The sequence below is a fragment of the Zoogloea oleivorans genome (assembly GCF_008107625.1).
In the GTDB taxonomy this organism is placed as follows: domain Bacteria; phylum Pseudomonadota; class Gammaproteobacteria; order Burkholderiales; family Rhodocyclaceae; genus Zoogloea; species Zoogloea oleivorans.
Genome location: NZ_SDKK01000003.1, coordinates 229278 through 249513 on the forward strand (window position 1 = coordinate 229278; position 20236 = coordinate 249513).

Here is a 20236-nt window from a genome sequence, read left to right on the forward strand (position 1 = left end):
GTCCTGCTAGATCCGGAAGCGGCTGATCTGGTCCTTGAGGCCGACGGCGATGCGTTCGAGCCCGATGGCCGCATCCGCGGCGCCGCGAATGTTCTCCGAGGTGCTCTCCACCATGTTCGAGATTTCCTCGACCCGCTGGGCAATGGAAGTGCTGGCGGCGCTTTGTTCACGGGTCGCATCGGCAATCTCGCGCACCCGGACGAGCGTCTGGCGGGCGCCACTTTCGATCGCCTGCAGCGCTTCTGCGGCTGAGGCGGCCAGCGTTACGCCTTGATCCACCTCGGGCAAGGCGGCGTTCATGGCGCCCACGGCACTGCTGGTGTCGCTCTGGATGCCGGTGATCATCTGCTCGATTTCAGTGGTGGCCGACGAGGTGCGTTCGGCCAGCTTGCGCACTTCGTCGGCGACAACCGCAAAGCCGCGACCCTGTTCGCCGGCCCGGGCCGCTTCAATGGCTGCATTGAGGGCGAGCAAGTTGGTCTGACCGGCGATTTCCTTGATCACGTTGGCGATGGATGAAACCTGGCCGATGCGCTCTTCCAGCGCCAGGATGCGGCTGGAGGCACCGGTGACCGTTTCCGACATGCGGCGAATGGCGGTGGAGGCCTGGCCGACCCGGTCGCTGCCCTCGGCGGCGAGACGCATGGCTTCCTGGGAGTTCTGTTCGGTTTCGAGGGCACTGGCGGAAATATGGCTGGAGCTGACGGTGAGCTCTTCCATTGCCGCAGCCATTGAGGCGGTGGCGTCGGACTGGCGGAGCGCCGCGTCGGCGACTTGGCTGGACACCCGGCTGATGTGATCGGCGTTGCTGACGAGCTGGTTGGCGCCGCTGTTGATCTCGCCCATCATCGTGCGCAGGGCGCCGATCATGCTGCCGAGGGCGGCCAGCATGCTGCCGTTCGGCGCGTTGCCCAGATGGGTGGTCAAGTCGCCTCCGGCGGCGCGCTGCATGACCGCGGTCGCTTCCCGCGGCTCACCGCCCAGCTGGCTCGTCACGCTGGCACTGACGCGCCAGCCGAACAAGCCAAGGACGAGCAGCAGGGTTGCGGAGATTCCGCCGAGGATCGTGGCGATGGAACGGAATTCCCGATCCACGTCGTCCACGTAGATGCCGGTACCCAATACCCAGCCCCAGGGGGCAAAGGGCGCCGCATAGGAGAGCTTTGGCTGGGGATCTGTTTCGCCGGCCTTGGGGTACAGGTAATCCACGAAGCCGCCACCGGCAAGGGCTGCCTTGACCAGTTCCTGGATGATGACCTTGCCGTTGCTGTCCTTGAGCCCGCTGGCGTCGGTGCCTTCCTTCTCGGGTTTGGGAGGCAGCAGTACGTAGGTGCTTTTGTTGTCTACGACGAAAAGGTAGTTGTTGCCTGCATAGCGCATGGCCCGCAGGGTTTCGGTCGCGCCTTTGCGGGCGTCGGCCTCGGCGAGTGTGCCGGCCTGCGACTGTTTGTAGAAGTGTTCGATGACGCCCTGGGCGCTTTCGACAAGATATTTGGTCTGCAGCTTCCTGTCGTCCATCAGGCTGCTGCGCAGGTTGGCCAGGCTGACGGCGCAGAGTGCTACCAGGCCGAGCAGGGCAAGGGCGACGAGCAGTCGCATTCGGGTTGAAACACGCAAGTTTTCCAGTTTCATGATGTGCTAGCTCTCCTCAAGCCTGAGTTTTTCAGGGCGTTATGCCGGTCATTCATCGATGCCGGCCTTTATGTGTGTGGTTCGTATACGGCCGGGGTGTCCCGTTTCTTGACACCTGTCCGGCGGGTGTTCGTAGCGTGTCGGGGAGACGTGGCTGCCATCAGGCATGCCCTGCCAGCAGAAACCCAGTAAAATCGGCGTTTTGCCCCAATCAGCGCGGCGGCTGCCGCGGAGCATCCATGTCCGTCCAAAAACCGACTTTTCAGCAGATCATCCTGCGCCTCTCCAATTTCTGGGCCGAGCACGGTTGCACCTTGCTTCAGCCCTACGACATCGAGGTTGGAGCCGGCACTTTCCACACCGCCACCTTCCTGCGCTCCATCGGCCCGGAACACTGGAATGCCGCCTATGTGCAGCCTTCCCGCCGCCCGAAGGATGGCCGCTACGGCGAGAACCCCAACCGCCTGCAGCACTACTACCAGTACCAGGTGGTGCTCAAGCCGTCGCCGGTGAATATCCAGGAGCTGTACATCGACAGCCTGCGGGCGCTGGGCATCGACCCCAACGCCCACGACATCCGCTTCGTCGAGGACGACTGGGAATCCCCCACCCTCGGCGCCTGGGGCCTGGGCTGGGAAGTGTGGCTGGACGGCATGGAAGTCACCCAGTTCACTTACTTTCAGGAAGTCGGCTCGCTCAGCTGCAAGCCGGTGCTCGGCGAAATCACCTACGGCCTCGAGCGCTTGGCCATGTACCTGCAGGGCGTCGAAAACGTCTATGACCTGGTCTGGTCGATCGGCCCGGACGGTACGCCGGTGACCTACGGCAACGTCTATCACCAGAACGAAGTCGAGCAATCCACCTATAACTTCGAGCACTCGAACGTGGAATGGCTGTTCCGCCTGTTTGGCGAATACGAAAGCGAAGCCAAGCGCCTGCTGGCGGTGCCGCTGGTGCTGCCGGCCTTCGAGATGGTCATGAAGTGCTCGCACACTTTCAATCTGCTGGATGCACGCGGGGCCATTTCGGTGACCGAACGCGCCGCCTACATCGGCAAGGTCCGCGTGTTGGCGCGGGAAGTGGCGCAGGCCTATTACAACTCCCGTGAAGCCCTCGGCTTCCCGATGCTCAAGAAGGAGGCCGCGTGATGACCAGCGCGACCCTGCTCGTTGAACTGCTCACCGAAGAGCTGCCCCCCAAGGCCCTGCCGAAACTCGGCCAGGCTTTCTCCAATGGAATCGTTGCCGGCCTGCGTGCCCGTGGCCTTGTCGCCGCCGACGGTGAGTTCCGCTGGTTCGCCACCCCGCGCCGTCTGGCGGTGACCGTGGCCCACGTGCTGCCCGCAGCGGTGGCGAAGGACGTGACCGAGAAGATCATGCCGGTGTCGGTGGCCCTGGGCGCCGACGGCCAGCCCACCGCGGCCCTGACCAAGAAGCTCGAAGCCAAGGGCATTCCCCTGTCGGCCGTGGCCGGCTTTGAGCGCCGCATGGATGGCAAGGCCGAGGCCCTGTTCTACACCAGCACCGTGGCCGGCGCGCTGCTTGCCGAGGTGCTTGGCGGCATCGTGCAGGACGCCCTCAAGGCGTTGCCGATTCCCAAGGTGATGCGCTGGGGCGACGGTGATGCCACCTTTGTGCGTCCGGCCCACAAGCTGACCATGCTGCATGGCGCCGACGTGGTGCCGGGCAGCGTGCTCGACATCCAGTCCGGCCGTACGACCAAGGGCCACCGCTTCATGAGCCGCGGCGATATCGACATCGTCAGTGCCGACGCCTACGAGCCGACCCTGCTGGCCGAAGGCAAGGTGATTCCCGACTTCGCCGAACGTCGCGCCAACATCGAGAAGCAGCTCGTCACCGAAGCCGGCCTGCTGAACGCCAGCCTCGGCCAGTACGCCGACCTGCTCGACGAGGTGACCGCGCTGGTCGAACATCCCACGGTGTACGTGGGCGAGTTCGAAGCCGAGTTCCTGTCGGTGCCGCAGGAATGCCTGATCCTGACGATGCGCGCGAACCAGAAGTATTTCCCGCTCTTCGCCGCCGACGGCAAGCTGCTCAACAGCTTCCTGATCGTCTCCAACATGCAGCTCGAAGACCCGTCGAACATCATCGCCGGTAACCAGCGCGTGGTGCGTCCGCGTCTGTCGGATGCGCGTTTCTTCTTCGAGCAGGACATCAAGGCTGGCCTCACCACTCGCGTGGTCAAGCTCGATGGCGTGGTCTATCACAACAAGCTCGGCTCCCTCGGCGACCGGGTTCAGCGCATGTCCATCGTGGCGCGCAAGATTGCCGGCCTGCTGGGCGCCGACGAGAACCTGGCCAACCGGGCCGCGCTGCTCTCCAAGGCCGACCTGCTGACCGACATGGTCGGCGAGTTTCCCGAGCTGCAGGGCACCATGGGCCGCTACTACGCCCTCGCCGAAGGTGCGTTGCCGGTGGTGGCGGAGGCCATCGAGCAGCACTACCGCCCGCGCTTTGCCGGTGATGCGCTGCCCGACAGCAACATCGGCCGCTCACTGGCCCTGGCCGACAAGCTCGATGCGCTGGTTGGCTTCTTCGGTATCGGCCAGGTGCCCACCGGCGACCGCGACCCCTTTGGCCTGCGCCGTGCCGCCCTCGGCACGCTGCGCATCCTGATGGAAACCCCGCTGCCCCTCGATATCGCCGCGCTGATCCACGAGTCGGCCGCGAGCTTTGCCCCTGGCAAGTTGACTGCCGATGTGTCCGGCCCGCTCTACGAGTTCCTGCTCGAACGCCTGCGCAACCAGTTGCGTGATGCCGGTCATGCCCAGGATGCCGTCGATGCGGTGCTGGCCCTCAAGCCGACCCGCATGGATCTGGTGGTGCCCAAACTCGAGGCCGTCGTCGCCTTCCAGCAACTGCCCGAAGCAGCAGCTCTGGCCGCGGCCAACAAGCGGATCGTCAACATCCTCAAGAAGGCCGAGGGCGAAGTCGGCGAGCCTGACTTGGCCCTGCTTGTCGAGGACGCCGAGAAGGCGCTGTTCCACGCCATCGTCGATGTCGCCCCGCTGGCCCGCTCGCACTTCCAGAACGAAGCCTATACCGACGCGCTGAAGGTGCTGGCCGGACTGCGCGAGGCGGTGGACCGCTTCTTCGACGAAGTGATGGTGATGGCCGAGGAGCCGCTGGTGCGTCAGAACCGCCTGGCCCTGCTGGGTCAATTGGCTGGCCTGATGAACCAGGTGGCGGACATTTCCCGTCTGTCGGCTTAAAGGCAAACCATGAAAATCATCGTGCTCGACCGGGACGGGGTCATCAATCTCGACTCTGACCAGTTCATCAAATCGCCTGACGAATGGAAGCCGATTCCCGGTTCCCTGGAAGCCATCGCCCGGCTCAACGAAGCCAACTGGCGGGTGGTGGTGGCCTCCAACCAGTCGGGGGTCGGGCGCGGTCTTTTCGACATGGACACCCTCAACGCCATCAACGAGAAGATGGTCAAGGCCATTGGTCATGTGGGCGGCCGGCTTGACGCCATCTTCTTCTGCCCCCACGCGGCGGATTCCCCCTGCGAGTGCCGCAAGCCCAAGCCGGGCATGTTTTTGCAGATCGCTGAGCGCTTCAACGTGGACCTCGATGGCATGCCCGTGGTGGGTGACAGCCTGCGTGACCTGCAGGCCGGTGTGGCGGTGGGCTGCAAGCCCTACCTGGTGCTGACCGGCAAGGGCAAGAAAACCGTCATCGATCCGGCCTTGCCCGAAGGCACCGTGGTTTTCCCCGACCTGGCTGCGGTGGTTGCGCAGCTGACTGCCTGAGAGTTTCCCCGTGGTCCTGATCCGCAACGTTCTGTTCATGCTGGCCCTTGCCGTGTTCACGCCGCTGTATGCGCTGATCGGCATGGCAACCTTTCCCTTCGGCCCGAAAACCCGTCACAAGCTGATTCGTGGCTGGCCGCGCATCATGGCCTGGGTGGTCAAGCACGTGCTGGGGATTCCCTATCGCCTGATCGGCGCCGAGAACATTCCCCAGGGGCCGGCGATCATCCTGTCCAAGCACATGTCGGCGTGGGAAACGATCATGTTGCAGGATATTTTTCCGCCGATGGTTTTTGTCATGAAGCGGGAGATCCACAAGGTGCCTTTCTTCGGCTGGGGCATTGCCCAGATGCCGATGATTGCCATCGACCGCGCCGCCGGCAAGGACGCTCTGGCTCAGGTGGAGGCGCAGGGGCGCGACCGGCTGGCCCATGGTTTCTGGGTCACGATCTTTCCGGAAGGTACCCGCGTGGCGCCGGGCAGCAAGAAGCGCTACAAGGCCGGCGGCTCCTGGCTGGCCGCCCAGACCGGCACGCCGGTGGTGCCGGTAGCCCACAATGCCGGTGAGTTCTGGCCGCGTAATGCGTTCTTCAAGCGTCCTGGCGAAGTGGTGGTGAGCATCGGCCCGGTGATCGAAACCGCCGGGCTCAATGCCGAGGAGATCAATACCCTCGCGCAAACCTGGATCGAAGGCGAGATGCGGCGTTTGTTCCCGAGCCACTACCGCAACGCAACTCCCCGCAAGGAGAAAGCCGAGGCGTGAGCGCGTCGGTCGTCGAAACCCGCGAAATCGTCCTGCAAGGTCAGCGGGTTGCCTATACGCTCAAGCGCAGCGTTCGCAAGACGCTCGGGCTGCGCATCGACCAGCGTGGCCTGACGGTCGGCGTCCCTGTCCGGGTTGGCCTGCACGACGTCGAAGCCTTCATTCGCAGCCACGCGGCGTGGGTTGTCGAAAAACTGCATGCCCGTCCCGCGCCTGTCGTTCCGCCGGTTTTCGAGCCGGCGGAGGGCGCCATCATCCCATTCCTCGGCGAAGCCTGGCATCTGCGCATCGGGCGTGGCAACAACCGTGTGCTGTGGCACGAGAGCGGGCCCGAGCCGGTACTTGAACTGGCCTTGCGGGCTGGCGGCGATGCCCGTTTGCTGTTGTTGCGCGGCTTGCAGCAAAAAGGCCTCGAATTGTTCCGCAACCGGGTCGAGGCGTTCTGTCTGCGCATTGGGCGTCCGCTGCCTGCCGTGGGCTTGTCCAGCGCCCGCACCCGCTGGGGCAGTTGCAGTACGCGTAGCGGTATCCGCCTGCACTGGCGCCTGATTCACCTCCCGCTGGGGCTGATCGACTACGTGGTGGCTCACGAGGTGGCGCACCTTGTCGAGATGAACCACTCGCCGCGTTTCTGGTCTGTGGTGGAGTCCCTGTATCCCGACTATTCCGCTGCCCGCAAGGCGCTTCGCCAGGCGGGGGCATCCCTTCCGCACATCTGAACCGAGGAAACGCCATGCGTCTTCTGCACACCATGCTTCGCGTTGTCGATCTCGACCGCTCGATCGCTTTTTACACCGAAGTGCTCGGCATGCGCCTTTTGCGCCGCCACGATTATCCGGAAGGCAAGTTCACGCTGGCCTTTGTCGGCTATCAGGATGAGTCGGAAGGGGCAGTGCTCGAGTTGACCCACAACTGGGGTGTCGAGTCCTATGAGCTGGGGACGGCCTATGGCCACATTGCGCTGGAAGTGCCGGACGCCTATGCCGCCTGCGAGGCCATCAAGGCCCGTGGCGGCAAGGTGGTGCGCGAAGCCGGGCCGATGAAGCATGGCACGACGGTGATCGCCTTCGTGGACGACCCGGATGGCTACAAGGTCGAACTCATCCAGGCCAAATCCTAGTTCTCAGGCATCCGCCTCGATCGGGAGGCCGAAGGCTTCCCGCAGGGCGCCGAGTTCATTACGCAATTCGGTCAGGATGGCCGGCGCATCGGCGAGATGTTTCTCCCGCCCGAGACGTTCCAGTTGCTGGGCCTTGGCCTGGGCCCGGCTGGCGCAGAAGTTGGATACCGCGCCCTTGAGGGCGTGGGCGGCACTGTGCAGGGCTTCCGCATCGCCAGTCCGGACGGCGTTGTCGATGTCGGCGAGCATGCGCGGTTCGTCTTCGCTGTACATCACGATCAGTTGGGCGAGCAGGTCTTCGTCGTCGCCCAGGTTGGCGAGCACGCTTTCCCGGTCGAATACGGGCCCGCTCGGCGGTGCCAATTCGGTGCCCGGAGGAGGGGCCGGGTCGCCATGGCCGGCGTGGTGAATCAGCACTTCCACCAGATCGGGGGCGTGCACCGGTTTGGACAGGTAGCCGTCCATGCCGGCTTTCAGGCAGCGTTCCCGGTCGCCCTTCATGGCGTGGGCCGTCATGGCGATGACGGGCGTGTGGGGCACGCCTGCAGCTTCCCGTTCGCGAATTCTGGCGGTGGCGTCGAAACCGCCCATGATCGGCATCTGCACGTCCATCAGGATGATGTCGTAGCGGTTGCGCTCGTGCAGGTCCAGGGCTTCCTGCCCGTTGTTGGCCACATCGACCTGATGACCGAGCTTGCCCAGCAGACGCAGGGCGAGGGTCTGGTTCACCACGTTGTCCTCGGCCAGCAGGATGCGCATCTGGCGCCGTTGTTCGCGCAGGCTGTGACGGGTGATGAGCTGCCGGTCGCTGGTGTTGTCGTCCTCGATAGGAATGACGGATAGGAGAATGGCGTTGAGCAGGTCGGAGGCCTGGATCGGCATCGGCAGGTAGGCCGCCACGCCGAGTTCGCGGCAGCGGGCGCCGTCGCCGCGGCGACCCTCGCCGGCAAGCATGATGATGCAGGGGGTGGGGTTCGTTATTTGGGGAATCGCCTCGACCAGCTGGAAGCCCTCGGAATCCGGTAGTTGGGTGCCGACGATGACGACCCGGTAAGGCCAGCCGTTGCTTGTCGCCTGGGCCAGTTCGCGGCGGCTGGTGGTGGCATCCGGGGTGGCAAAGGGGGCCATGCGCCAATGGCCGAGGAGTTCCATCAGCATTTCCCGTTCAGCCGGGTTGTCGACGGCGACGAGGACCGGGAGCCCTTCCAGGTGGGCTTGCTCTTCGGTGGCCGGTACCGACTGGCCAAGACCGAATTGTGCGGTGAAACGGAAGGTGCTGCCTTCGCCGGGCGTGCTGTCCACGCCGATGTGTCCACCCATGGCCTGTACCAGCTGGGCACTGATGGTCAGCCCCAGCCCGGTGCCGCCGTAGCGGCGGGTGGTGGATGTGTCGGCCTGGGAGAACGCTTCGAAGATCAGTTCCTGCTTTTCGGCGGGGATGCCGACGCCGCTGTCCTCGACGCTGAAAGCCAGGCTGGCTCCGGAGGATGAGGGGGGGCCGGGCTGGACGACGACCTTGACGCCGCCCTCATTGGTGAACTTGATGCCGTTGGAGATCAGGTTGATGAGCACCTGACGCAGCCGGTGCGGGTCGCCGATCAGGCTGTCGGGGATTTCGGGGGCGACCTGCGCGGTGAGTTGCAGATTCTTTTCTGCTGCGCGCTGTTGCAGGGTGCGCACGGCCAGGGCGACGCAGTCGCGCAGGCTGAAGTCGATGTGCTCGAAATCCAGCTTGCCGGCCTCGATTTTCGAGAAGTCGAGGATGTCGTTGATGATGTTGAGCAGCGAGTTGGCCGAGCTTTTGACGAGGGTCAGGTATTCCTTCTGTTCGTTGTCGAGCCGGGTGTCGAGGGCCAGGTCGGTCATGCCGAGGATGGCGTTCATCGGGGTGCGGATTTCGTGGCTCATGTTGGCCAGGAAATCGCTCTTCGAGCGGCTGTTGGCCTCCGCTAATTCCTTTGCCTGACGCATGTAGGTTTCCGCTGCCTTGCGGTCGCTGATGTCCCGCAAATACGCGGTGATCAGCTGGCTGCCGGCGCTCTCAACCGCCACCAGGGCAACTTCAACGGGGAATTCCTCGCCATTCGGGTGGATCGCAATGGCCTCGATGCGCTGGCCGAGTGCCTCGGGTTTGATGTCTGTGAGCAGATCGCGCAGGCCTCGGCTCTGGGCTTCGCGCAGGCGTTCCGGGAAGAACAGTTTGGCGTAGGGCTGGTGCAGGGCTTCGGCGCGGGTGATGCCAAAGGTCCGTTCTGCGGCGGGGTTGAATTCGAGGATGCAGCCTTCGCTGTCTACGGTGATGATGCAGTCGAGCGCCGCTTCGGTGATGGCGCGGTTGCGCGACTCACTGGCGGCCAGGGCCGACTGACCATCGAAAAGACGGATTGAGGTCCAGTTGAGGGCGTCCACCAGTTTGCGGATTTCAGCGGTGTCGCTGGGCTCGACGAGCAAGGCGCCGCGGCTGGCTTCGAGGCCTTCGGCGAAGGTGGTGGCGCGTCCCAGGCTGCGCAGGGTGGGGCGCAGAAAGAGCAGGATGGCGGCGGTACCGATGAGCAGGGTCAGGGCGCCGGCAAGGATGCTGTCCGTGAGAATATGGCGCAGGTCGTTGTCGGCAGCTTCCGGGCTGATTTCCACGCTAAGCCAGCCCAGCGGTGCAGCGTCGCCGATGCCGGTCCAGGCAACGATCTGTTCTTTGCCCATTCTGGGGGAGAGCCGGCTCGCGGCCTGCCGGTTTTCGCTGGGCAGCGTGATGGGCGTGGTGGCGGTTTCGGCGACGAAGGCGGTGTGTTCTGTCTGCCGGCTGACGATGGTGATGGGGATGCCCTGGCGGTCGGTTACCGTCAGGCGGCGAATGCCGGGGGTTGTCTGCAGTTCGGTGAGGTGCTTGAGGATGCCGTCGGCGTCGCCCTTGACCATGTGTGGTTCGAGCACGGCAGCAAGGTGGCGGCTCAGCTCGTCGGCGTGCTGGCGCTCCAGACGCTCAACGAATTCCGCTTGTTCGAGGCCGACGTAGATGGAGTAGGCGCCGATGGACAGGGTCAGGAGCAGGGCGAACAGCACGGTGAGCTGCTGTCCGAGGGAGCGCAGGCCGGCCCGGGCAGCCAGGCGGTTGAGGACTTGGTTCATTCTTCGTCCTGGAAGCGCTCACGGATGACGAGCGCTTCCTCCCAGCGAGCGAGAAAGGCATCCACGCAGACTGGGTCGAAATGGCTGCCCCGGCCTTCCTTGAGGAGATTGACGGACCGCTCCAGATCCCAGGCGGGTTTGTAGGGGCGGGCGGAGGTGAGGGCGTCAAAGACGTCTGCAACGGCAACGATCCGGCCAGCCAGCGGGATCGCTTCGCCAACAAGACCGTTGGGGTAGCCGCTGCCGTCGAATTTTTCGTGGTGGGTGAGGGCGATCTCGGCGGCCATCTGGATCATCGGCGAGGACGAGCCATTGAGGATGTCATGCCCGATGCTGGCGTGCTGGCGCATGACCTCCATTTCTTCGTCGGTGAGGCGGCCGGGCTTGAGCAGAATGTTGTCGGGCGTGCCGACTTTGCCGATGTCGTGCATGGGCGCGGCGGTCAGCAGGCGATCACAGAATTCGCGTTCCAGGCCCAGGTGCTCGGCGATGAGCAGTGAGTAGTGGGCCATGCGCAGGATGTGACCGCCGGTTTCCGGGTCGCGGAACTCGGCGGCCCGGGCCAGGCGTGTGACGGTTTCCCGTTCCCGGGCCACGATCTCTGCGGTTTTGCGGACGACGGCTTCCTGCAGATCATCATTCCAGTTGCGCAGGCGCTTGTGGCTTTCCCGCAGCGACAGCATGGTGCGCACGCGGGGGTCGAATTCATGGCGGTCGATGGGCTTGGTGAGGAAGTCATTGGCGCCGGCCGTCAGGCACTGGTAGCGGACTTCCTTTTCGTGGGCGGCGGTGACCATCAGGATCGGCACGACATCGGCCGAGTGCAGTTTGCGTACGGCGCTGATGAATTCGATGCCGTTGAGGTCGGGCATCATGTAGTCGACGATCACCAGATCGGGCTCGTGGTCGCTGCACCATTGGAGACCTTCCAGCGGTGAGGTGAAGCAAACGATCTCCGTGCCGGCGGGCGTGAGCTTGCGGACCAGCGCCTGGATCAGGGTCAGGTTGATGGGGGTGTCGTCAACAATGGCTATGGCCATGGGGGCTCCGGAGGGGCGGCTGGCGAGAGTCGGCCCTGATGGGCAAATTGGATGGTCAGATTATCGGCTCCCGATCCCCGAAGTTGAGTTTCTGTTTGCCGGCGTGAGGGCGTGCCTCAGCGTGCCGCGCGGATCACGCCGGCCATGGTGTTAAAACCTGCATCGTAGAAACCTTGAAGGATCGGCGCGAGGTGTCCCAGCGAAAGGATCAGCACGCCGAAGCCGACCGACAGGGTGATCGGAAAGCCGATGGCGAAGAGGTTCAATTGCGGCGCGGCGCGGGTCAGGATACCCAGGGCGATGTTGGTGATGAGCAGCGCCGTGACTACCGGCAAGGCCATCAGCAGGCCGGACGCAAAGATCGTGCTGCCAAAGCGGACGAGCATCATCCAGCCCTCCTTGTGCAGGGGGGCGTCGGCGATCGGTAGCCACACGAAGCTGGCGGCCAGGGCGTCGAGCATCAGCAGATGCCCGTTGAGGGAGAGAAAGATGAGGGTCGAGAGGAGGGTCAGGAGTTCGCCGACCACGGCAGTCTGGCCGCCGGCAATCGGGTCGAAGAAGGTGGCGAAGGACAGGCCCATCTGCAGGCTGATGAGTTCGCCCATGACGTCGAGTGCGGCAAATACGACCCGCATGGTGAGGCCCATGGCGATGCCGATGATGGTTTGCTGCAAGAGCATCAGCATGCCGTTCCACGAACTCAGCGAAATCGGTGTGGCGGCGGGAAGCGCGGGCACCATGCCGATGGCCACCGCCAGTCCGACCATCAGTTTGATGCGCCTGGGCATGGCGTTGTTGTTGAATACCGGTGCAGAGCCCATCAGTCCGAGGATGCGGGCCAGCGGGTAAGCCATGACGGCAAGCCAGGCGTCGAGCTGGGCGGTGGTGACGGACAGCATGGGGAGCGTCGTCAGCCGATCATCGACGGAATGCTCTCGAAGAGGCGCCGGATGTAGTCGGTCATCATCGTGATCATCCACGGCCCGGCGAGCACCAGGGTGATGAAGGTGGCGATCAGCTTGGGCACGAAGGACAGGGTCTGTTCGTTGATCTGCGTGGCGGCCTGGAAGATGGAGATGATCAGGCCGGTGGTCAGGGCCGCGATGAAGAGGGGCGCTGATACCAGCAGGGTCAGTTCGAGGGCCTGGCGACCGAGGTCGATGACGGTGGTCGGAGTCATGGCAGTTCCTATCCGAAGCTCTGGACGAGGGAGGAAATCAGCAGGTTCCAGCCATCCACGAGCACAAAGAGCATGATCTTGAAGGGCAGCGAGACGATGGCCGGGCTCATCATCATCATGCCCATGGACATCAGCACCGATGCGACCACCATGTCGATGATGAGGAAGGGGATGAAGACGATGAAGCCGATCTGGAAGGCGGTTTTCAGTTCGGAGGTGACGAAGGCGGGGATGACGACACGCATCGGCAGGTCGTCGGCCTTGTCAACCCGCGGTGTCTTGGCCAGCTTGGAGAACAGGTTGAGATCGGGTTCGCGGATCTGCTTGAGCATGAAGGTCTTGACTGGCACGGTGGCCCGGTCGACGGCTTCGTTGAAGGTGATGCGGTTTTCCGACAGGGGCAGCCAGGCCTCGGTGTAAACCTTGTCGGCTACCGGAGACATGATGAAGAAGGTGAGAAACAGCGACAGGCCGACGATCACCTGGTTGGGCGGTGAGGTCTGGGTGCCCATGGCGTGACGGAGCAGCGACATGACGATGATGATCCGCGTGAAGCAGGTCATCATCAGCACCATGGCCGGCAGGAAGCTCAGGGAGGTGAGCAGCAGCAGGGTCTGGATCGACAGGCTGTACTGGGTGCCTCCCCCTCCGGCAGGGGTGCTGGTCAGGGCCGGCAGGGCCTGGGCCAGCAGCGGGAGCGGCGCCAGCAGGCACAGGGGAGCAAGGCGGCGGAGAAGAAGCTGCAACGATTTCATCGTGGGCGCCGTTCGAGGGTCTGTTTGAGCCAGCTCTGGAAGTCCTTGCCCCCGGGTTGGGATGACGAGGCGCCAGGTGCGAGGGGCAGCTCGGCGGCATCCAGGGTGAGCAGGTTGGTCACCCGGCCGGGTGCGACGCCGAGGACCAGCACCTTGTCGGCGATTTCCACCAGGACAACCCGCTCGCGCGGGCCGACGGCGGTGGCGCCGCGGATGGTCAGCAGGTTGGCGCCCTTGCCACTGCCGGCACCGAGGCGTTTCAGAACGTGCAGGCTGACAAAAAGCAGGCCGATGATGAGTGCCAGTCCGAGAAGCATCTGGAGGACGCTGCCAGTAGCGTCAAAGTTGCCATCCGCAGAGATCGCGGAGCCCGTCAGGAGGAACAGACCGGCAGGGAGTAGCGGAAGGCGCATGGGGCGGCACGGATTGAGCGAGAGTCTGGTTTCAGCATAGCCCGGCAGCGTGCTGCCGTATGGGCCGATAAGATGGGCAAAAGCGGTATTTTTTCATGCTTTGCGGTTTCGCTGATGAACTGGATGGCGTAGTGTCACTCAAATCACGGGTAACGTCCTGGAGGGTGTGATCATGTTGCTGTGGCATCGTGAGATCCAGCCTGAGGCTGGCGCGTCTGAAGGCATTGCGGCGGTTTCGACCGACTCCGCGGCGTATGAGGCCAAGCGCCAGCGGGCGCTACAGATACTCGGTGAACGCTGGTTGCTGCATCGGGCCAATGCGCCCGACCGGCATCCGCCGCGCTCGGTGCTGTCCAGGCCGCGCGGGGAGGCGGCATCACCCTGAGCTGGATGGTGATGGAGGGAGTGCCGGCCGGGGCGGGCCAGTCAGCTGCGCAGTTTGCGGATGCGCTCGGCGGGCGTGATGATGTCCGTCAGTCGGATGCCGAACTTGTCGTTTACCACCACCACTTCGCCTTGGGCGATCAGGGTGCCGTTGACCAGTACATCCATCGGCTCGCCGGCCAGTCCTTCGAGTTCCACCACCGAGCCGTGGGCCAGCTGCAGCAGGTTGCGGATGGCGATCTTGGTTCGTCCCAGTTCCACGGTGAGCTGCACCGGGATGTCCAGGATCATGTCGTAATCGTTGATCGACCCGCTCTTTGTGCCGGCCTGCCCGAAGTCCGGGAACAACTGGCTGGCGGGCTTGGCCTGGTATGGCGACTCTTCTTCGAGGCCGGGCAGCGCCGGATCGGTCAGGCCTTCGGAGGCTGCCTGCTCCTGCATCGCGGCGGCCCAGTCGTCGTCGCTGATCTGGTTCTCGTCGGGGTTGTCGGTTTCTGACATGCTGTGCTCCTAGCCCTTGGGCTGGGGTTCGTCTTCCTGGGCGAGGAAGCGTTCGACCTTCAGGGCGTATTGTCCGCGCTGGATGCCGTAACGGGCTTCCATGAACGGGATGCCGTCCACTTCGGCCTGAATGGTTTCCGGAATGTTGAGGGGGATGACGTCACCGGGTTTCATGTTGACGATGTCCCTGAGCGTGACCTTGGCCGTGCCGAGGCGTGCCACCATCGTGACTTCGGCCGACTGCAATTGCTTGCCCATCATGCTGACCCAGCGGTTGTCCTGGGTGATGTGGTCGCTCTGCATCGTCGAGTAGAGCGTCTCGCGGATCGGCTCCAGCATCGAGTACGGGAAGCAGAAGTGCATTTCCGCCTGCGAGCCGCCGAACTCCAGCGTGAAGGAGGCCGCGACCACGACTTCGCTGGGGGTGGCGATATTGGCAAACTGGGGGTTCATTTCCGAGCGCACGTACTCGAATTCGAGCTTTTTCACCGGCGCCCAGGCTTTTTCGTACTCTGCGAAGGTGACCTTCAGCAGGCCCTGGATGATGCGCTGTTCGGTGGGCGTGAAGTCGCGCCCCTCGACGCGGGTGTGGAAGCGCCCGTCGCCGCCGAAAAGGTTATCGACCACGAGGAAGACCAGGTTCGGGTCGAGGACGATCAGTGCCGTGCCGCGCAGGGGCTTGGCGACGAACAGGTTCAGGTTGGTCGGAACCACCAGGTTGCGCACGAACTCGCTGAACTTCTGGACCTTGATCGGCCCCACCGAGACTTCGACGTTGCGGTGCATGTAGTTGAACATGCCGATCCGCAGGTAACGGGCGAAGCGCTCGTTGATGAGCTCCATCGTGGGCATGCGCCCACGGACGATCCGTTCCTGGGTGGCGAGGTTGTAATCCCTGACCCCGTCGGTGCTTTCCTCTGCGTGCTCGGACTCGTCACTCTCCCCGGTGACGCCCTTGAGCAGGGCATCAACCTCTTCCTGGGAGAGAAAGTCCTGGGCCATGGTGGAATCCCGTTATTGCACGATGAACTGGTTGAACAGCACGGCAAGCACCGGCCCGTCGTCTTCGGGACGGTTGCGCTTGTTTTTCTTTTTCGGGTTTGGCGCGTAGCCGAGAACGTCGTTGGCTTCTTCCTTGATTTCGTCAGCGAGCGCCTCGCGTCCCTCAGCCGACACCAGGTCGGAGGGCTTCTTGGCGGACAGCAGCATGATGATCCGGTGCTTCAGCTCGGGCATGTACAGCTTGAGCGAATCCCCCACCTTGGCATCGGCGACCCGCAGGACCATGGTCGACTGCAGGAAGTGTTCGCCTTCTTCGGGGGCGAGGTTGACGGTGAATTGCTCCAGCTGGACGAATACAGGCGGGTGTGCGGGATCAACCTTGACCTTGGCCGGTTCGTGCTGGGCCGGTGCTTCTTCTTCAGCATCCTCGCCGTCCGCGGCATGCTTTTTCTTGCCCATCAACATGAAGGCTGCGCCACCGGCGATCGCCAGGATCAGCACGGCAACGATGATGATGATCATTTTTTTCTTGCCCCCCTTGGCGGGGGCTTCGCCTTCGGCGCTGTCTGCCTTGGCCGGTGCTTTCGACATGCTGGATTACTCCTTATCTCGGTTCATTGTTATCCATCACGTCTGCCCGGCAAGCCTGAAATAGGGGCATCATCGCCCATCATTTGTGGGGCCTCAGGCAAACGTATCTACCAGTCCTTCTCCGCGCCGTACCCACTGGGCGGGAGTCGTGCTTGCTGCAAGCTTGTCGTCCCCGCCCCGGTTGCTGCCGGCAGTGTTGCCACGGCGGCCTTCGCCGGAGCTGCCGGGTTGCCCGGAGGTGCCTACGTCAGTCTGACCCAGATTGATACCGCTCTGTTCGAGGATCTCGCGCAGGCGCGGCAGACTTTGTTCGATCAGTTCACGGGCTGCCGGCGTGGCGGCCACGAACTGGGCGGTGGTCTGGTCGCCATTGACGGTGATCGACACCTCTACCTTGCCGAGTTGGGGAGGGGTCAGAGTCAGGTGGGCGTGGCTTTCTTCGTTGCCGACCATCCAGCTTACCCGGTTGCCGACTTCTTCCGGCCAGCCGGGGCTGCCGGCGGGGGTGGCGACGTGAAGCGGAATCGGGGAGGGCGCCGGAGGCTGACTGGCTTCGCCGCGCATGTTGGCCAGGGCTGCTGCGTGGATGTTGGCAAAACTGTTGGTCGGCGCGGCTTCGCCGATCAGCTCGGCGGCCTTGCCGGCAGGCGTTGCGCCGAGTTCGGCGGCATTGGCCCGGGTGGCCGTGCCGGCAGGATCGCTCAGGCTTGCGGCAAGGCTCTCGGCAAAATCTGCCGGACTCTGGGGGGAGGTTGCCGTCGTCGTCGGGGGCGTTGCGCTGGCGGTTGTCGTTAGCGCGCTGGCTGTCAGTGTGGCGAGGGCGGTGCTGGAAACTTCGGCAGCGCTGTCTTCAACGGGGGTGTGGCGGGTGGTGAGGTCGAGCTGTGCAGGATCGTCGCTAAGCCGGCCGGCCGGCGTGCTGGCCACAGCGGGCTGCATCATGCCGGCGAGGAGGGCTGCCAGTTCGGGCTGGACCGGTATCGCCGCCGCCGCTTGTTCGGCGCCGGGAATGGCGGCGGCGTCTGCTTCTGCAGTGGCCTTGCTGTCGGTTTCGGTGCTGTCGTCCTTCTTGGTGTCGCCGTTCATTTGCCGGTGCAGTTCGCTGGCAAAACCCTTGCCAGGTGCATCGGCCGCTTCCGGGGGGGAGGCGTCCTGACGCGTGGCCTCGGTGCCTTTGGCGGGGGCGACAGGGACGATATTCGCGATGGGGTTCAAGGCCGGTCCGGACATGATGTTGTTCCTGGTGAGGATGCAGACACCAGCCGATCAGCAAGCCACGTGCCAGCTACGCCCGGGAGCGATTACTCTTCGGGGTCGCGGTCGCGGAATTGCTTGGCGGCGTGTTCGTCTGTGAGCCGTTGTTCCTGCTTGGCTTCCTTGCGGGCCTGCAGGCTCTGGTGGCGGTGCGACAGGGTGTCGAAGGCTTTTACCTTGTTGCGCTGGTCCACCCAGTTCTGCTGGCCTTGTTCTACGCGCCGTTTCGAGTCGGAGACGATACGCTGTTGGTGAGCAATCGCGTCATCAAGCTTGACGAGGAAGGCGCTGAAATTGCGCCAGGCGTCGGGGCCGATGCCATTGCGGGCCGTTTCAACGAAACGGGCCTGGTATTCCTTGCGATATTCCACCAGCAGGGCGAGCTTTTCCTCGACGGCGTGTTCGCTGGCAATCAACTCGCCAAGCTTGCGCGCGGCGTCGTCCATTTTGTTGTTTGCCAGGTCCAGCAGAGGCTGCAGCGGGAACGGCTCAGTCATCTTCACGTTCCTTGGGCTTTATCGGACGGGGGACGGGAATCTTTAGGGTCGGGGTATGACGAACTTGTGAGTGGGTGGCGGGGTTCACGGGGTTGCTCCAAAGAGCGCATGGAGCTTTTCCACTGCAGATTCGTAAGGCTCGCACTCCTCAATGCGCTGCTGCAGGAAGGCTTCGAGGCGTGGGTACATGGCAACGGCCTGGTCGAGTACGGGGTCGGAGCCGGATTGGTAAGCACCCACGGCGATGAGGTCGCGGGAGCGCTGGTAGCGGGAGAACAGCTGTTTGAAGCGGCGCACCATGTCGAAGTGCTGGCTCTTGACGAGGTTGTGCATGGCCCGCGAAATGGATTGTTCGATGTCGATGGCGGGGTAGTGGCCCTGGTCCGCCAGGTTGCGGGTCAGTACGATGTGGCCGTCGAGGATGGCTCGGGCCGAGTCGGCGATGGGGTCCTGCTGGTCGTCTCCTTCGGCGAGCACGGTGTAGAAGGCGGTGATCGAGCCGCCGCCTTCCTGCCCGTTACCGGCCCGTTCGACCAGCGCCGGCAGGCGGGCAAAGACCGACGGTGGATAGCCGCGCGTCACCGGTGGTTCGCCGATGGCCAGGGCGATTTCGCGCTGGGCCATGGCGTAGCGGGTGAGTGAGTCCATGACAAGCAGGACGTGCTTGCCCTGGTCGCGAAAGTACTCGGCTACCGTGGTGGCGTAGGAGGCCGCCTGCAGGCGCATCAGCGGGCTGGTGTCGGCCGGGGCGGCGATGACCGCCGAGCGGGCCAGGCCCTCCGGGCCGAGGTTGTGCTCGATGAATTCCTTGACCTCGCGCCCCCGTTCGCCGATCAGCCCGACGACGATCACGTCCGCTGCGGTGTAGCGGGCCATCATGCCGATGAGCACCGACTTACCCACGCCGGAGCCGGCGAACAGGCCCATCCGCTGGCCGCGGCCGACGGTGAGGAGGGCGTTGATGGCGCGGATGCCCACGTCGAGGGACTGGTTGATCGGGGCGCGCTGCAAGGGGTTGATCGGGCGAGTCTGGAGGGCGCGGGAGTGGCGGACGGTGAGGGGGCCGAGGCCATCCAGCGGGCGGCCGGCGCCATCTACCACGCGGCCGAGGAGCTCGTCGCCCATGGGTAGATGCTTGGCCCGATCAGAGGCGCGGCGACGCGGTTCGATGCGTTCGCCGGCGATCAGGGCCGGCTGGGCGGGTTCCACGGGCAATACCTGGGCGCCGGGAGCGAGGCCGAAGACGTCGTCGGTCGGCATCAGGAAGATTTTCTCGCCGTGGAAGCCGACTACTTCGGCCTCCACCGAGGTGCCTCCGGGGATGACGATGCGACAGCCGGAGCCGAGGGGCAGCTTGAGACCGGAGGCCTCCATCACCAGCCCGTTGATGCGCGTCAGGCGGCCGGAGAGCTGGTAGGGCGGCGTGGCGCCGACCAGCTTGCGGCCGTCAGCGAGGAAGGCCTTCCAGGTTTCCGTTCCGTGTTCCATCAGGCACCGTCTCCGTCCCAGGAGATGTTGCGGCCCAGGTTGTCCATGATGCGCCGCCAGCGGGTTTGCACGGTGGCGTCGATCTGGCTGCCGGAGGCGTCGATGCGCACGCCGCCCCGGGTGATGGTGACGTCCTCCACCAGCCGGTGACCGGCGTGGCTGAGCTGTTCGCCCAGGTATTCCTTGACCATTTCCGCGTCCTCCGGGTTGAGGTGGATCAGGGCGTGGTTCTGCGGCAGTTGCAGGAGGGCTTCGCGGATCAGGTCTACGACGGCTTCGGGACGCCCGTTCAGGGTTTGACGGACCATCTGACGGGCCAGTTCGGTGGCCAGCGCGAGGATCTCGTCGGCGACTTCCCGGTCGAGGCTGGTCATCGAGTTCTCAAGCCCTTCCACCAGGCTGTGGAACTGCATGGCTTCCATGCGGCCGCGGGCCGTACCTTCCTCGTAGCCGGCGGCGTAGCCTTCCTTGCGGGCTTCGTCATGGATGCGCTCGATGTCATCGGCGGTGGGGAGGTGAATGTGCGCAGAGGGCTCGGGCAGCGGCAGGGGTTCTTCCGGCGTGAATACCTCTTCGATCGTCGGCTGCTCGGGCTCGGGTTCGATCTCCACGACAGGTGCGGGAGATGGCACAGGGGATGCTGCCGGTGCGTCGAAAGACGGTGGGGCCCAGCGCTGATAGGCGCCAACGGCCTGGTGACGGTTCATCGTCATGT

The 20236-nt window shown here is 64.2% G+C and carries 21 protein-coding genes; 7 read left to right on the top strand and 14 right to left on the bottom strand.

All coding sequences use genetic code 11. The annotated features are described in order from the left end of the window. Window positions 1-6 precede the first annotated feature (6 nt). Window positions 7-1632 carry a methyl-accepting chemotaxis protein gene (locus ETQ85_RS04225; RefSeq protein WP_148577802.1) on the bottom strand — a complete coding sequence of 542 codons (1626 nt, stop codon included), beginning with the start codon at window positions 1630-1632 and terminating at the stop codon, window positions 7-9. A gap of 239 nt (window positions 1633-1871) precedes the next feature. Here ETQ85_RS04225 and glyQ point away from each other — a divergent pair, with 239 nt between their 5' ends. From glyQ to gloA, 6 genes are read left to right on the top strand one after another with little or no spacing between them, the layout of a single operon-like run. Further along, complete coding sequence (glyQ, locus tag ETQ85_RS04230; protein ID WP_148577803.1) at window positions 1872-2780, top strand: glycine--tRNA ligase subunit alpha; 909 nt, start codon at window positions 1872-1874, stop codon at window positions 2778-2780. Continuing rightward, complete coding sequence (gene glyS / locus ETQ85_RS04235; RefSeq protein WP_148577804.1) at window positions 2780-4864, top strand: glycine--tRNA ligase subunit beta; 2085 nt, start codon at window positions 2780-2782, stop codon at window positions 4862-4864. Before glyQ ends, glyS begins: the two co-directional genes overlap by 1 nt. Window positions 4865-4873: 9 nt before the next feature. Next, window positions 4874-5407 carry a D-glycero-beta-D-manno-heptose 1,7-bisphosphate 7-phosphatase gene (gmhB, locus tag ETQ85_RS04240; protein WP_148577805.1) on the top strand — a complete coding sequence of 178 codons (534 nt, stop codon included), beginning with the start codon at window positions 4874-4876 and terminating at the stop codon, window positions 5405-5407. Window positions 5408-5417: 10 nt separating this feature from the next. Next, window positions 5418-6170 (top strand): lysophospholipid acyltransferase family protein, encoded by a 753-nt coding sequence (locus ETQ85_RS04245; protein WP_148577806.1) that lies wholly within the window; start codon window positions 5418-5420, stop codon window positions 6168-6170. Further along, window positions 6167-6889, top strand: coding sequence for a M48 family metallopeptidase (locus ETQ85_RS04250; RefSeq protein ID WP_246128615.1), 723 nt, complete (start codon window positions 6167-6169; stop codon window positions 6887-6889). The genes ETQ85_RS04245 and ETQ85_RS04250 overlap by 4 nt, the downstream gene beginning before the upstream one ends. Before the next feature lie 14 nt (window positions 6890-6903). Next, window positions 6904-7290, top strand: a complete 387-nt coding sequence (gloA, locus tag ETQ85_RS04255; RefSeq protein ID WP_148577807.1) for a lactoylglutathione lyase — start codon at window positions 6904-6906, stop codon at window positions 7288-7290. A 3-nt stretch (window positions 7291-7293) separates the two neighbouring features. Here the strand turns inward: gloA and ETQ85_RS04260 are convergent, their stop codons facing one another. From ETQ85_RS04260 to fliO, 6 genes are all read right to left on the bottom strand, one after another. Further along, the gene (locus ETQ85_RS04260; RefSeq protein ID WP_148577808.1) at window positions 7294-10416 is read right to left on the bottom strand and encodes a hybrid sensor histidine kinase/response regulator; all 3123 of its coding nucleotides are present in this window, start codon (window positions 10414-10416) and stop codon (window positions 7294-7296) included. Further along, complete coding sequence (locus tag ETQ85_RS04265) at window positions 10413-11456, bottom strand: HD domain-containing phosphohydrolase (RefSeq protein ID WP_148577809.1); 1044 nt, start codon at window positions 11454-11456, stop codon at window positions 10413-10415. Before ETQ85_RS04265 ends, ETQ85_RS04260 begins: the two co-directional genes overlap by 4 nt. A 116-nt stretch (window positions 11457-11572) precedes the next feature. Next, complete coding sequence (fliR, locus tag ETQ85_RS04270) at window positions 11573-12355, bottom strand: flagellar biosynthetic protein FliR (RefSeq protein ID WP_148577810.1); 783 nt, start codon at window positions 12353-12355, stop codon at window positions 11573-11575. Window positions 12356-12366: 11 nt separating this feature from the next. Then, window positions 12367-12636, bottom strand: coding sequence for a flagellar biosynthesis protein FliQ (fliQ, locus tag ETQ85_RS04275; RefSeq protein WP_148577811.1), 270 nt, complete (start codon window positions 12634-12636; stop codon window positions 12367-12369). A gap of 8 nt (window positions 12637-12644) precedes the next feature. Next, on the bottom strand, window positions 12645-13391 hold the full coding sequence (gene fliP, locus ETQ85_RS04280; protein ID WP_148577812.1) for a flagellar type III secretion system pore protein FliP: 747 nt from the start codon (window positions 13389-13391) through the stop codon (window positions 12645-12647). After that, window positions 13388-13804: a flagellar biosynthetic protein FliO gene (fliO, locus tag ETQ85_RS04285; protein WP_246128616.1), complete on the bottom strand. Its 417-nt coding sequence runs from the start codon at window positions 13802-13804 to the stop codon at window positions 13388-13390. The genes fliP and fliO overlap by 4 nt, the downstream gene beginning before the upstream one ends. 172 nt (window positions 13805-13976) lie before the next feature. Between fliO and ETQ85_RS04290 the strand changes: the two genes are divergently transcribed. Next, the gene (locus ETQ85_RS04290) at window positions 13977-14189 is read left to right on the top strand and encodes a hypothetical protein (RefSeq protein ID WP_148577813.1); all 213 of its coding nucleotides are present in this window, start codon (window positions 13977-13979) and stop codon (window positions 14187-14189) included. A gap of 41 nt (window positions 14190-14230) precedes the next feature. Here ETQ85_RS04290 and fliN read toward each other — a convergent pair whose 3' ends face one another. The 7 genes from fliN to ETQ85_RS04325 form a co-directional block, all read right to left on the bottom strand. Continuing rightward, window positions 14231-14689 (bottom strand): flagellar motor switch protein FliN, encoded by a 459-nt coding sequence (fliN, locus tag ETQ85_RS04295; protein WP_148577814.1) that lies wholly within the window; start codon window positions 14687-14689, stop codon window positions 14231-14233. 9 nt (window positions 14690-14698) lie between these two features. Then, window positions 14699-15691 (bottom strand): flagellar motor switch protein FliM, encoded by a 993-nt coding sequence (fliM, locus tag ETQ85_RS04300; RefSeq protein ID WP_148577815.1) that lies wholly within the window; start codon window positions 15689-15691, stop codon window positions 14699-14701. Window positions 15692-15703: 12 nt separating this feature from the next. Next, window positions 15704-16282: a flagellar basal body-associated FliL family protein gene (locus ETQ85_RS04305; protein WP_148577816.1), complete on the bottom strand. Its 579-nt coding sequence runs from the start codon at window positions 16280-16282 to the stop codon at window positions 15704-15706. 93 nt (window positions 16283-16375) lie between these two features. Next, complete coding sequence (locus tag ETQ85_RS04310; protein ID WP_148577817.1) at window positions 16376-17512, bottom strand: flagellar hook-length control protein FliK; 1137 nt, start codon at window positions 17510-17512, stop codon at window positions 16376-16378. Between the two features lie 71 nt (window positions 17513-17583). Continuing rightward, the gene (gene fliJ, locus ETQ85_RS04315; RefSeq protein ID WP_148577818.1) at window positions 17584-18033 is read right to left on the bottom strand and encodes a flagellar export protein FliJ; all 450 of its coding nucleotides are present in this window, start codon (window positions 18031-18033) and stop codon (window positions 17584-17586) included. Window positions 18034-18117: 84 nt separating this feature from the next. Beyond that, window positions 18118-19521 (bottom strand): flagellar protein export ATPase FliI, encoded by a 1404-nt coding sequence (gene fliI / locus ETQ85_RS04320; RefSeq protein WP_148577819.1) that lies wholly within the window; start codon window positions 19519-19521, stop codon window positions 18118-18120. After that, on the bottom strand, window positions 19521-20234 hold the full coding sequence (locus tag ETQ85_RS04325) for a flagellar assembly protein FliH (protein ID WP_148577820.1): 714 nt from the start codon (window positions 20232-20234) through the stop codon (window positions 19521-19523). The genes fliI and ETQ85_RS04325 overlap by 1 nt, the downstream gene beginning before the upstream one ends. Between the last annotated feature and the right edge of the window lie 2 nt (window positions 20235-20236).

Excerpts from the sequence above, each read along its gene's own strand:
- ETQ85_RS04225 (WP_148577802.1), bottom strand. The coding sequence starts at position 1,632 with ATGAAACTGGAAAACTTGCGTGTTTCAACCCGAATGCGACTGCTCGTC.
- glyQ (WP_148577803.1), top strand. The coding sequence starts at position 1,872 with ATGTCCGTCCAAAAACCGACTTTTCAGCAGATCATCCTGCGCCTCTCC.
- glyS (WP_148577804.1), top strand. The coding sequence starts at position 2,780 with ATGACCAGCGCGACCCTGCTCGTTGAACTGCTCACCGAAGAGCTGCCC.
- gmhB (WP_148577805.1), top strand. The coding sequence starts at position 4,874 with ATGAAAATCATCGTGCTCGACCGGGACGGGGTCATCAATCTCGACTCT.
- gloA (WP_148577807.1), top strand. The coding sequence starts at position 6,904 with ATGCGTCTTCTGCACACCATGCTTCGCGTTGTCGATCTCGACCGCTCG.
- ETQ85_RS04260 (WP_148577808.1), bottom strand. The coding sequence starts at position 10,416 with ATGAACCAAGTCCTCAACCGCCTGGCTGCCCGGGCCGGCCTGCGCTCC.
- ETQ85_RS04265 (WP_148577809.1), bottom strand. The coding sequence starts at position 11,456 with ATGGCCATAGCCATTGTTGACGACACCCCCATCAACCTGACCCTGATC.
- fliR (WP_148577810.1), bottom strand. The coding sequence starts at position 12,355 with ATGCTGTCCGTCACCACCGCCCAGCTCGACGCCTGGCTTGCCGTCATG.
- fliQ (WP_148577811.1), bottom strand. The coding sequence starts at position 12,636 with ATGACTCCGACCACCGTCATCGACCTCGGTCGCCAGGCCCTCGAACTG.
- fliP (WP_148577812.1), bottom strand. The coding sequence starts at position 13,391 with ATGAAATCGTTGCAGCTTCTTCTCCGCCGCCTTGCTCCCCTGTGCCTG.
- fliO (WP_246128616.1), bottom strand. The coding sequence starts at position 13,804 with ATGCGCCTTCCGCTACTCCCTGCCGGTCTGTTCCTCCTGACGGGCTCC.
- ETQ85_RS04290 (WP_148577813.1), top strand. The coding sequence starts at position 13,977 with ATGTTGCTGTGGCATCGTGAGATCCAGCCTGAGGCTGGCGCGTCTGAA.
- fliN (WP_148577814.1), bottom strand. The coding sequence starts at position 14,689 with ATGTCAGAAACCGACAACCCCGACGAGAACCAGATCAGCGACGACGAC.
- fliM (WP_148577815.1), bottom strand. The coding sequence starts at position 15,691 with ATGGCCCAGGACTTTCTCTCCCAGGAAGAGGTTGATGCCCTGCTCAAG.
- ETQ85_RS04305 (WP_148577816.1), bottom strand. The coding sequence starts at position 16,282 with ATGTCGAAAGCACCGGCCAAGGCAGACAGCGCCGAAGGCGAAGCCCCC.
- ETQ85_RS04310 (WP_148577817.1), bottom strand. The coding sequence starts at position 17,512 with ATGTCCGGACCGGCCTTGAACCCCATCGCGAATATCGTCCCTGTCGCC.
- fliJ (WP_148577818.1), bottom strand. The coding sequence starts at position 18,033 with ATGACTGAGCCGTTCCCGCTGCAGCCTCTGCTGGACCTGGCAAACAAC.
- fliI (WP_148577819.1), bottom strand. The coding sequence starts at position 19,521 with ATGGAACACGGAACGGAAACCTGGAAGGCCTTCCTCGCTGACGGCCGC.
- ETQ85_RS04325 (WP_148577820.1), bottom strand. The coding sequence starts at position 20,234 with ATGACGATGAACCGTCACCAGGCCGTTGGCGCCTATCAGCGCTGGGCC.